Below are 10,168 nucleotides of genomic sequence, written 5' to 3' on the forward strand. Positions count from 1 at the left end.
GTCACGCGCGGCCCACCGCCCTGGAGTCTGGAGTACGGATGTCCACCGAGAACAGTGCGACCGGTGCCGGCACCGGCACCGCCCCGCTCCCGCCGCTGCACTGCCTGCGGCACCTGGATCCCGGCCCGCCGCGGCTCGCGGCGCTGCCCACCGGCACCCCGGTGTGGCTGGTGAGCCGGCACGCCGACGTGCGGCAGGTCCTGACCGACCCTCGCCTGGGACGCGCCCCGCTCTACGCGCCGGACGCGCCGCCGATCATGAGCACGCCGAACATCCTGGACGATCCGCAGGGCTTGCTGAACATCGACGGCATCGAGCACCAGCGGCTGCGCCGCACCGTTCAGCGGGCCTTCACCCCGCGCGCGATCGCCCGCTGGAAGCCCTGGGTGGCCTCGGTGGTCGAGTCGCTGATCGACGACCTGATCGAGCACGGCTCCCCCGCCGACATCGTCTCCGCCTACACCCGGCCCCTGCCGGTCATGGTGATCAGCCGCCTGATGGCGCTGGACAGCCTCGACAGCAAGCGGCTCGCCCACTGGAGCGACCACGCGCTCTCCGCCACCGCCTACAGCGCCGACGCGATCCACACCGCGATGGCCGAGTTCACCGCCTTCGGCGCCGAGGTCATCGCCGAGCGCCGCGCGAACCCCGGCGACGACCTGGTCAGCAATCTGCTCGCAGCCGCCGCCGAGGACGGCTCGATCACCGAGCCGCAGCTGGTCACGCTGGTCATCGGCCTGGTGGTGGCCGGGCACGAGACCACCATGACCAGCCTCGGCAACGCCCTCGTCTACCTGCTGGAGGACGGCCGCGAGGCCTGGCAGCGACTCGCCTCCGACGAGGCCAGCGCCGCCGCCGCGACCGAGCAGCTGCTGCGCGCCATCCCGCTCGGCGACGCCCGGGAGATCATGCCCGGGCTGCTGCGCCGCACGGTGGAGGACGTGGAGATCGGCGGGGTGGTGATCCCGGCCGGCAGCGTGGTCGCCGCCGACGCCAACGCCGCCAACCACGACCCGGAGGTCTTCACCGGGGACCTTCACACCGAGCTGTTCTCCCCGCTGGCCGCGCCGATGCTCACCTTCGGCGCCGGACCGCACCACTGCCTGGGCGCCTGGCTGGCCCGGATGGAGCTCGAACTCGGCCTGCACCGGCTGGCCCGTCGACTGCCCTCGCTGCGGCTGGCCGTGCCGGCCGAGGGCATCGACTGGCGGCGCGGGCTGCTCACCCGCAGCCCCAACTCGCTGCAGGTCGCCTGGTGACGGGCGCCGCAGGGACGGAGAGCCAGGGGACGGAGAGCCAGGGGACGGACCGGCCCGGGACCGGCAGGCCGGGTACGGACACCGAGCCGGTGATCGTCCGGGTCGACCGGGACCGCTGCATCGGCTCCGGGATGTGCGCCCTGAGCGCCCCCGCCTCGCTGGCCCTCGGCGAGGACGGGCTGGCCCGGCCGGTGGCCGAATACGCCGCTGGCGGCGGGGAGTTGACGGACGATCTGTCCGACGCGGTCGACTTCTGCCCGGTCGAGGCGCTCACCCTCCACTCGGCCCTCGGCGGCCACCGGATCGCCCCGGCGGAGTGAGGCCCGGCCCGGTGTCGCCCGCCGCTCCCGCCACGGGTGTGGCGGGCGGCACCGGGAGCCGGTGGAGCGGGCTCTCGAGCCGAGACCGATGAGCCCATATCGACGCGCCCATGTTGGCGCGCCATGTCGATGAGCCCATATCGATGAGCCCGGCTAATCAGTCCATGAGCTATTCGATCTTGTTCGCCCCCTCCCCCGGCTGGTGAGCTGGCCGCATGACGAACGCGGATACCCTCGCACCCCCGGCCGATGCACCCGCCGCACCACGCTGGTCACCGGTCCTCGCCGTCGCCCTGGCCACCTTCACCGTGGTGTCCTCGGAGATGATGCCGGTCGGCCTCCTCACGCCCATGTCCCACAGCCTGGTCGTCTCCGACGGAACCACCGGCCTCTCCCTCACCATCACCGGCCTGATCGCCGCCGTTCTCTCCCCCCTCACCCCGGTCCTGGTCGGGCTGCGCGACCGCAGGACCGTCCTGATCGCCTTCATGCTGCTGCTCGGCGCGGCCAACGCGGTCACCGCGCTCGCCCCGAACTTCGCCGTCCTGGCCGCCGGCCGCGTCCTGCTCGGCGTCGCCATGGGCATCGTGTGGGGCCTCGCCGGGAGCCTCGGCCCGCGCCTCGCCGAGGGCCCGAGGATCGCGCTCGCCATGACGCTGATCTTCTCCGGCGTCTCCATCGCCTCGGTGCTCGGCGTCCCGCTCGGCACCTACCTCGCCGCGCTGCTCGACTGGCGCGCCGCCTTCTGGGCGCTCACCCTGCTGGGCCTCGCCTCCGCCGCCGTCCTCGCCGCCACCCTGCCCGCGCTGCCGGTGACCGAGCGCGGCCGGCTCGGCGGCCTCGCCGACGCCCTGCGCAACCCGGGCGTCGCCGCCGGGACGGCCATCACCGCCTTCGTCGTGCTCGGCCACTTCGCCGGCTACACCTACGTCCGCCCGGTCCTTGAAGCCGACGCGGGCCTGACCAGCGGCGTCATCGCGAGCTGCCTGCTGGTGTACGGACTGGCCGGCGTCGCGGGGAACTTCACCCTCGGCCCGCTGTCCGGGCGCCGCCCGAAGACCGCCGTCACCATCGCGCTCACCGGCGTCACCCTGGCCGCCGTCCTGCTGCCGTACGCCACCGGCGGCCTCGTCACCGTCCTGCTGGCGCTGGTCGTCTGGGGCGCCTCGTACGGCGGGGTGTCGGTCTCCACCCAGACCTGGGTCCGCACCGCCGACCCGTCCCGGATCGAGTCCTCGGCGGCCGTCTGGGCGGGCGTCTTCAACGCCAGCATCGCGCTCGGCTCCTTCGCCGGCGGGCTGGTCGTCGACCGGGCCGGGAACCACGCCGTCCTGTTCACCGCGGCGGGGCTGGCCGGAGCCGGGCTGCTGCTCACCCTCCTCACCCGGCCGGGCTCCTGACCCGGCCAGGTTCCTCGACCGGCCGCGCCCCTGGCCCGGCAGCCGCGCGCCGGGCAGGTCAGCCGACCTCGGCCAGCAGCAGTTCCACGAAGCGGCCCGCCAGCCGGTGCGGCCTGCGCTCGCTCTGCACCACCTGCAACGCGGTCGGCTCCAGCTCCGGCACCGGCAGGTAGCGGATGTCCGGCCTCGGGACGTAACGGATGCTGCCCTCGCACAGCAGCAGCCCCCGGCGGGTGCTGGCCACCATCGAGAGCCCCTCCTGGACGGTGGCGGCGCCCACCGGATAGGCCAGCTCCCGCCCGCTCGGCGTCCGCCTCGGGGCGTTGACGAACCGCCAGTACTCGGGCGCCGCCCCGCGCGGCTCGATCAGTTGCAGCTCGGCGAGTTCCTCGGCCGAGACGCTGTCCGCCCCGGCCGGGCGGTGAGCGGCGGCAACGGCCACGTACACCGGCTGCCGGGAGAACTCCAGCAGCACCTCCAGGCCCGGCTCCCGGCACGGGGCGAGCACGATCGCCAGGTCGAGCTCGCCCCGGCCGAGGTGCGAGAACGGGTCACCCCAGGGCAGCTCGACCAACTGTGCCGCGCCCTCCGGCAGCCGCGCGATGGCCCGCGCCACCGGCTCGTACACCGCGCACTGGAAGCCCAGCCGCAGCGGACTGTCCGCCGCCGCGGCCCGCATCCGGGCGGCGTCGTAGCCCTCCCGGAGCCGCTCGAACGCGGGCACCACCTGCTCGGCCAGCCCGCGCCCCAGCTCGGTCAACTCGACCCGCCGACTGGTCCGTTCGAACACCGGGGCGCCGACCCGGCCCTCCAGCCGCTTGATCAGCTGCGAGACCCGGCCCTGGGAGAGGCCGAGCAGCTCCGCCGTCCGGCCGAAGTGCAGCTGGTGCACCAGGACGGAGAAGCACTCCAGTTCCTGCAACGGCAGCTCCGGAAGTACCTGGAGCACCGGATTCGGGGGCGGAGTCGGGGTCGTACGGTTCACCCCGGCAGTCTACGACCGGAGCCCCGAGGCCAGGGCGGCGCGCAGCTCGGCGGCCGGGTCGCCCTCGTGGTAGGGGCGTTCGGCGGTCTCGATGTGGTCCAGGAACTCCTGGTAGCGCAGCGCGTAGGACAGGTGGTGGAGCGGCTCGGCGAGTTCCAGGGCAAGCGCGGGGTCCGAGCCCGGGGCGTGGCGCCGCCAGGCCTCCGTCCACACCCGGGCGTGGTGGCGCCAGGCCTCCGGGGTGAGGTAGGCGCGGGGGCGCAGCCCGTCCAGGGCGGGGTGGCCGAGGCAGGCGTCGGCGTAGTCGACCACCACCGAACTCCGGCCATCGGAGCGCCAGTTGCCGGGGTGGAAGTCGCCGTGCACCAGGGTCTCCGGGAGCCCGCAGGCGGCCAGCCGGTCCAGCGACTCCGGCAGGTCGGCGGCGAGGTCGCGGACCCGGTCGAGTTCGGCGGGTGTCAGGTCGGTCTCCTCGGGGAGCCGGTCGAGCAGCCGCTCCAGCTGGGCGAGCAGGGCACCCGGCGTGCGGTCGCGCAGTCCGGCGAGGTCCTCGCGGCGGCCGGCCAGCGCCGCCTGGGCGGCCACCAGGCGCGGTACGACGTCGGCGACGGTCTCGGCGGACGGGCTCCAGCAGTCCTCGCCGGGGACGTGGTCGAGCAGCAGCCGCCCGCCGGCGGGGTCGGCGGCGAGGACGGTCGGGACGAGCGACGGGTCGACGCCGCCGAGCAGCGAGATGACCTCGCCCTCGTGGGCGTTGAACGCGGGCGTGGTGGTCTTGAGCCAGGCGTCGGCGCCGGTGGCGGTCGGGAGACGGAACAGGCCGGAGAGGTTCCAGGTGCGGATCTGCCGCGCGGGGGCGGCGCTCGGGCGGCCGACCGCCGCGAGCCGCGCCTCGGCCCAGTCGAGGGCCTCGCGCAGACCGTCGGGTGTGGCCCAGGCGGCGCGCAGCCGGGCGGGGGCCAGCAGGGCGGCCGTATCGCCCTCCAGGGGCCGGGAGTTGAGCGCGACGGGCCGTTGCAGGGCCTCCGCGTGGTAGCGGACCCGGCCGCCGTGGCCGGAGTCGTCGCTCTGCCCGTCGACCAGCCGTGCCACCAGCACCGGTACCCCGGCCAGCTCCGTCGCCCGCGCGACCACCTCGTCGACGGAGGACCACCAGCCGAGCTCCACTTCGAAGGGGCCCAGCTGCCCGAAGTACTCGTCCCCGTGGGTGAGGTCGACCGTCACGGTCCGGCTGTTCGCTCGCTGCATCCGGGCAGCCTCGCCCATGACGGCACCCGGGCGCGAACGGTTTTCCGGTGCCCCGGCCCGCATCGGCATCGGCATCGGCAGCAGGAGCCCGCCCGTTCGAGGGCGGTCGGCTCGTTTCCGCCGGACAATGGCGGTATGGAGGCACATCCGGGCCCCGGTGGGGCCGAGCCCGCCGCCGTTCCGGACATCGACGTCCTGGATGTCGCGCCGACGGCCCGTACGGCGGTCGCATGGCTCCCACCGCCGGAGCTGTGGCAACCGATCCAGGACATCCGCTGGGAGCACGACCCTCAGGTCCGCAGGTGGCCGCCCCACGTCAACCTGCTCTTCGGGTTCGTACCGGAGTCGGAATTCCACCGGGCGGCCCCGCTCCTGACCGCCGCGGCGGCGGGAACGCCGGTGTTCACGGCCCGGCTGCGCGGGGTGCGCAGCTTCCGGCACCGGGCGTACGCCACCGTCTGGCTCGACCCGGCGGCGGGCGGCGCGGCGCCGTGGGCCGGGCTGTACCGGGCGCTGCTGGAACGCTTCCCGCAGTGCCGTGGCCACGCATCGGGCTTCACCCCGCACCTGTCACTGGGCCGGACCGGGAATCCGGGACCGCTCGCCGCCGAGTGCGCCGCCCGGCTCGGCACGCGGTCCGCCCGGGTCACGGAACTCGTGGTCCTCTCCCGCCGGGGCAACGGGCCGATGCGCCCCCGCGCCACCATCGCCCTGGGCACCGGGGAGCTCCACTGGCTGCCCGACACGGGCCCGGTCACGTCGTGGGCATCGGACCGCTGAGGAATCCCACATGCCGGTTCTCGCACGCCCCCGTGCTTCACCGGGCCGGCTACGCCGTGGCGATGAGGCGTCGCAGCGCGGCGTGGGCGGGCGGGCCCCAGGTGGGCTTGCCGCCGGGGCGGCCGTGGACGCCGGCGTCTCCGACGAGGACGCACACGAGGGCGCGCAGCACCGCCCAGCCGCGGGCGCGGCGCACGGTCGCGGCGTCCGCGGTCGGCTGGTAGGCCTCGTGGAAGCGGTCGGCGGCGCCGTCCGGCAGGAGCGTCCAGGCGGCGGCGAGGTCGCAGGCCGGATCGCCCGTGCAGAGGTCGCCGAAGTCGATCACGCCGCAGAAGGTGCCGTCCGCGGTGAGGACGTTGGCCGGGTGCAGGTCGCCGTGGATCCAGAGTGCCGGGCCCGTCCACTCGGGCGCGGCGACGGCGTCCTCCCAGACGGCGCGGACGGCCTCCGGGTCGGGGAGCAACCCCAGGTCGGTGGCCTCGGTGAGCTTCTCGGCGACGTACGCGGCGGCGAGGGCCAGCGGCCCGCCGCGGCCGCGACCGTCGGGCGCGCCGTCCGGAGCGGGCCGGTGGAGGGCCGTCAGGAAGGCGGCCAGGCTGTCGGCCGCCTGCGCGCCGCGCGTGGCGGGGGCGCGGTCGGCGGGCGTGCCCGGCACCCAGGTGGTGACGAGCCAGGGCCTGGGGAACCGTTCCGAGGGCTCACCGAGGCGCTGCGGGACGGGAGTCGGCAGCGGAAGGCGCGGGGCGAGGACGGGCAGCCAGGCGTGCTCCTTGCGGAGCAGCGCGTCCGCCGACTCCGTCGCCCAGGGCAGCCGGACGGCGAGGTCGTCGCCGAGCCGCCACAGCTGGTTGTCCCAGCCGCGGGCACCGAGCCGCACGGGGCGGTCGGCCAGGTCCGGGTGTTGGTCGCGCAGCAGCTGCCGGACCAGCTCCGCGGTGATCTCGGTCTCGGTGTGGGTCATGCGAAGCAACTCTAGCCGGGCGGGAGTTGGCGCTACGGGATCGCCACCGCCGTGCCCGAGACCCGCACCCGGCCGTGCTCGGCGCGCAGTTCGACCCGCAGGACGCCCGGGCGGCCGAGGTCCTCGCCCTGGTGGAGGGTCAGCACCGTCGGGGCCGTCGCCGTCGGGGCCGTCACCGCGCCCCGGTCGCGCAGGTAGGCGCCGAAGGCGGCCGCGGCGGCGCCGGTGGCCGGGTCCTCGACCACGCCGCCGACCGGGAACGGGTCGCGGACGTGGAAGACCTCGGGCGCCGCGCGCCAGACGAGTTGGAGGGTGGTCAGGTCGCGGGCGCGCATGTGGGCGGCCAGGCCGTCGAAGTCGTAGTCGAGGCGGGCCAGTCGCTCGCGGGTGCCGACGGCCAGGACCAGGTGCCGGGCGCCGGCGTAGGCGATGCGCGGCGGCAGGGCCGGGTCGAGGTCGGCGGCGGACCAGCCCAGCAGGGAGAGCGCCTCCGCGACGTCGGCGGCGTCGACCTCCTCCACGTGGGGCTCGACGCTGGTGAGCGTCGCCCGCAGCAGGCCGTCGGCGCCGCGCTCGACCTCGACCGGGACGTCGCCGGCCGCCGTGGTGAAGACGTAGCGGCCGGGGCCCGTCCGCTCGGCGAGGGCGACGGCGGAGGCGACCGTCGCGTGCCCGCAGAACGGCACCTCGGCCAGCGGGCTGAAGTACCGTACACCGTAAGCCCCTTGAAACGCTCCTGCGGTCAGGAAGGCGGTCTCGGAGTACCCGACCTCGGCCGCGATCGCGAGCATCCGCTCGCCGGTCAGCCCGGTGGCGTCGAGCACCACGCCCGCCGGATTGCCGCCCTCGGGGCGGGCGGCGAAGGCCGCGTAGCGGAGGATCTCGGGCTGGGCGTCAACGGCCGTGTCGTCGGTCATGACCGGACCAACGCCTTCCGGTCGGCCGCTGTTCCCGTCGGTGTGGATCACCGCAGCACCGCTTCCAGCAGGTCCGAGCCGAGCCGGGCGCTGCCGGCCAGGTCGAGCTGGTAGAGCATGTACCGCCCGCGCCGCTGCGTGGTGAGCAGCCCGGCCTTGCGCAGCACGGCCAGGTGGCGGGAGACCTCGGGGGCGCTGAGCTGCCAGGCGGCGGCGAGCTCACCGGTGGTGTGCGGGCCACGGGCCATGGTGCGGGCCAGGCGCAGCCGGACGGGGTGGGCGAGGGCCTCCAGGCGCTGCTGGACGAGGGCGAGTGACACCGGCTCGGGCACGCCCGCCTCGGCCACGGGGTACTGGAGGACGGGCCGCCAGCCGTGCGCGTGCACCACCAGGAGGTGCGGGCGGCCGAAGGCGGTGGGGATGAAGGTGACGCCCCCGGAGTCGGTGCCGCTGGTGGCGCTGTCCTGGAGCTTGTCGATGACGATCCGGCGCCGCCCGTCCCCGCCCTGGTCGAGGGTGACGGAGGGTGAGATGTCGGCGATCGCCTCGGCGAGGCCGCGGCGGGCGAGCAGGTCGGCCTTGCGCCGGGCGTCGGCGGCGAGGTCGGGCAGGACACGCTGCCAGGCGTCGGCGAAGAACGCGGACTGGCAGTCCTCCAGCATCCGCCGCACCAGGGCCCGGACGGCGGGCGGGTCGGCGAGCAGCCGGTCGGCGAAGGCGGCCTGCCGGGGGCCGCGGGCGAGGGCGAGCTCCCGGGCCCGCTCGTTGGCGACCGGGTCGGTGAGCGGGGAGTCCATCCGGCGGGTGAGCCGGGAGGAGCCGCAGGTGGTGATGAGGGCGGCGGCGACGTACAGCTCGTCGTCGAGCCGGTCGACGGCGTCGAGTTCCTCGGCGAGGGTGGCGCCGGGCAGGCCGGGGACGAGGAAGTCGGCGCGCGAGGAGCGCCAGAGGAAGTCCGCCTCCAGCAGCCGTTCGGACAGCTCGGGCGGGATCACGGCGGCGGTGCTGCCGACCCAGCCGTGCAGCATGGGGTGGTGCGCGGGCTCGGCGAGCACGTGCAGCATGGCGTTCAGCTCGCCGAGCGGGGACGGCGTGAAGAGCAGGCGCTCCTCCGGCAGTCCGGTGATGTCGATCGTCAAACTCATGCGCCCGCCTCTCCCCCAGCCTCCGGCCGGGGGTACCCCCACCACTCGGCAGGGGCATTCGCCCACACGCGCCTCTTGATGGTTCTCCCCCGGCCTTCGGCCGGGGGGACCCCTATGCTTCGCTCACTCACGCTCCCGATCCTGCCACCCGCCCTCGACCGGCCCCCCGCCGATTGACGGGAAGCGTCAATCCACGTGCCAGGCGGCCCGGCCCGGGCGGACGGTACCGGCCATGAGCCTGATCCAGGAGAAGTCCGTCCATGACCACGCCGCCGCCCGCAACGGCGAGCGGCCCGCCCCGCCGATCGGCACCGGCCACGGCCCGTCCGCGCTGCTGAGCCTGCTGACCGCCGCCGGCGGCCCCCGGTACGCCGTGGCGCTCGTGGTGGACGCGGTGGGCGGCGGCCTGCTGCGTCCGTTCCTGCTGCTGTACGGCGTCGGGGTGCTGCACCTGCACGCCGGGGCGGTCGGGCTGGCCCTGTCGGCGGGGATGGTCGCGGGCCTGCTGGCGGTGCCGCTGACCGGCCGCTGGATCGACCGCGGCGCCCGCACCCTCCCGGCCGCCGTGACGCTGCTGCTGCGGGCGGCCGGGTCGCTCGCGCTGCTGCTCGCGGACGACCTGCCGGGGTTCACGGCGGCGGCGGTGCTGTTCGGGGTGGGCAGCCAGTCCTGGCCGACCACGCACGCCGCCGTGGTCAGCACCCTGACCGAGGGGCGGCTGCGGGACGCCGCGCTCGCCGCCGGGCGCTCGCTGCGCAACGCGGGCCTGGGCGCGGGCGCGCTGCTGGCGACCGTCGCGGTGACGGGCGGGGCGGGCGTGATCCGGCTGCTGGCCGGGGTGACGGGCGCGGCCTGCGTGGTCTCCGCCCTGCTGGTGGCCTCGCTGCGGGTCCGGGCGCCGCAGCGGACCGCCGAACGGTCCGAGGCCGCCGGGAGCGCCGAGGCGGCGGGCGAGCCGCTGCGCCGGATCAGCCTGCTGAGCCTCGCCAACCTGCCGTACGCGTTCTGCTTCGACGTGCTGGAGGTGGCGCTGCCCGCGCTGCTGGTGCTCCAGCTGCACGCCTCCCCGGCCTGGTCCTCTGGCGTGTTCGTGGGCAACACCGTGCTGGTGATCGCCCTGCAGCTGGCGCTGGTGCTCCGGCTGGCCAGGCGC

10 protein-coding genes are annotated in these 10,168 nt (G+C 75.6%); 5 read left to right on the top strand and 5 right to left on the bottom strand.

Annotated elements, in window-relative coordinates; translation table 11 throughout:
* Positions 1-38: 38 nt before the first annotated feature.
* The 3 genes from J0670_RS18490 to J0670_RS18500 all read left to right on the top strand — a co-directional run bounded on the left by J0670_RS18490 (position 39) and on the right by J0670_RS18500 (position 2,979).
* Positions 39-1,259, top strand: a complete 1,221-nt coding sequence (locus tag J0670_RS18490; protein WP_207812730.1) for a cytochrome P450 — start codon at positions 39-41, stop codon at positions 1,257-1,259.
* The gene (locus J0670_RS39960; protein ID WP_307806577.1) at positions 1,256-1,579 is read left to right on the top strand and encodes a ferredoxin; all 324 of its coding nucleotides are present in this window, start codon (positions 1,256-1,258) and stop codon (positions 1,577-1,579) included. The genes J0670_RS18490 and J0670_RS39960 overlap by 4 nt, the downstream gene beginning before the upstream one ends.
* Positions 1,580-1,794: 215 nt before the next feature.
* On the top strand, positions 1,795-2,979 hold the full coding sequence (locus tag J0670_RS18500) for an MFS transporter (RefSeq protein WP_207812722.1): 1,185 nt from the start codon (positions 1,795-1,797) through the stop codon (positions 2,977-2,979).
* 58 nt (positions 2,980-3,037) lie between these two features.
* Here the strand turns inward: J0670_RS18500 and J0670_RS18505 are convergent, their stop codons facing one another.
* Positions 3,038-3,964 carry a LysR family transcriptional regulator gene (locus tag J0670_RS18505; protein ID WP_207812723.1) on the bottom strand — a complete coding sequence of 309 codons (927 nt, stop codon included), beginning with the start codon at positions 3,962-3,964 and terminating at the stop codon, positions 3,038-3,040.
* Positions 3,965-3,973: 9 nt separating this feature from the next.
* The gene (locus tag J0670_RS18510) at positions 3,974-5,212 is read right to left on the bottom strand and encodes a phosphotransferase family protein (protein WP_207812724.1); all 1,239 of its coding nucleotides are present in this window, start codon (positions 5,210-5,212) and stop codon (positions 3,974-3,976) included.
* Positions 5,213-5,347: 135 nt separating this feature from the next.
* Between J0670_RS18510 and J0670_RS18515 the strand changes: the two genes are divergently transcribed.
* Positions 5,348-5,992 carry a 2'-5' RNA ligase family protein gene (locus J0670_RS18515; RefSeq protein WP_207812725.1) on the top strand — a complete coding sequence of 215 codons (645 nt, stop codon included), beginning with the start codon at positions 5,348-5,350 and terminating at the stop codon, positions 5,990-5,992.
* A gap of 49 nt (positions 5,993-6,041) precedes the next feature.
* On the opposite strand, the gene J0670_RS18520 is transcribed toward J0670_RS18515, so the two are convergent.
* Genes J0670_RS18520 through J0670_RS18530 form a run of 3 tightly spaced genes read right to left on the bottom strand, consistent with a single transcriptional unit; the run spans position 6,042 to position 9,015 of the window.
* On the bottom strand, positions 6,042-6,953 hold the full coding sequence (locus J0670_RS18520; protein WP_207812726.1) for an aminoglycoside phosphotransferase family protein: 912 nt from the start codon (positions 6,951-6,953) through the stop codon (positions 6,042-6,044).
* A 32-nt stretch (positions 6,954-6,985) separates the two neighbouring features.
* On the bottom strand, positions 6,986-7,870 hold the full coding sequence (locus tag J0670_RS18525; RefSeq protein ID WP_207812727.1) for a PhzF family phenazine biosynthesis protein: 885 nt from the start codon (positions 7,868-7,870) through the stop codon (positions 6,986-6,988).
* A 47-nt stretch (positions 7,871-7,917) separates the two neighbouring features.
* A complete protein-coding gene (locus J0670_RS18530; protein ID WP_207812728.1) occupies positions 7,918-9,015 on the bottom strand; it encodes a DUF5937 family protein in 1,098 nt (365 codons plus the stop codon).
* A 232-nt stretch (positions 9,016-9,247) separates the two neighbouring features.
* On the opposite strand from J0670_RS18530, the gene J0670_RS18535 reads away from it, so the two are divergent.
* On the top strand, positions 9,248-10,168 hold a 921-nt coding region (locus J0670_RS18535), incomplete at its 3' end, for an MFS transporter (RefSeq protein ID WP_207812729.1).

This window comes from Streptomyces sp. FH025 (genome assembly GCF_017427025.1).
GTDB lineage: Bacteria > Actinomycetota > Actinomycetes > Streptomycetales > Streptomycetaceae > Kitasatospora.

Bases quoted from the DNA above. Each gene is read 5' to 3' on its own strand.
- J0670_RS18490 (WP_207812730.1), top strand. From the start codon at position 39: ATGTCCACCGAGAACAGTGCGACCGGTGCCGGCACCGGCACCGCCCCG.
- J0670_RS18500 (WP_207812722.1), top strand. From the start codon at position 1,795: ATGACGAACGCGGATACCCTCGCACCCCCGGCCGATGCACCCGCCGCA.
- J0670_RS18510 (WP_207812724.1), bottom strand. From the start codon at position 5,212: ATGCAGCGAGCGAACAGCCGGACCGTGACGGTCGACCTCACCCACGGG.
- J0670_RS18515 (WP_207812725.1), top strand. From the start codon at position 5,348: ATGGAGGCACATCCGGGCCCCGGTGGGGCCGAGCCCGCCGCCGTTCCG.
- J0670_RS18520 (WP_207812726.1), bottom strand. From the start codon at position 6,953: ATGACCCACACCGAGACCGAGATCACCGCGGAGCTGGTCCGGCAGCTG.
- J0670_RS18525 (WP_207812727.1), bottom strand. From the start codon at position 7,870: ATGACCGACGACACGGCCGTTGACGCCCAGCCCGAGATCCTCCGCTAC.
- J0670_RS18530 (WP_207812728.1), bottom strand. From the start codon at position 9,015: ATGAGTTTGACGATCGACATCACCGGACTGCCGGAGGAGCGCCTGCTC.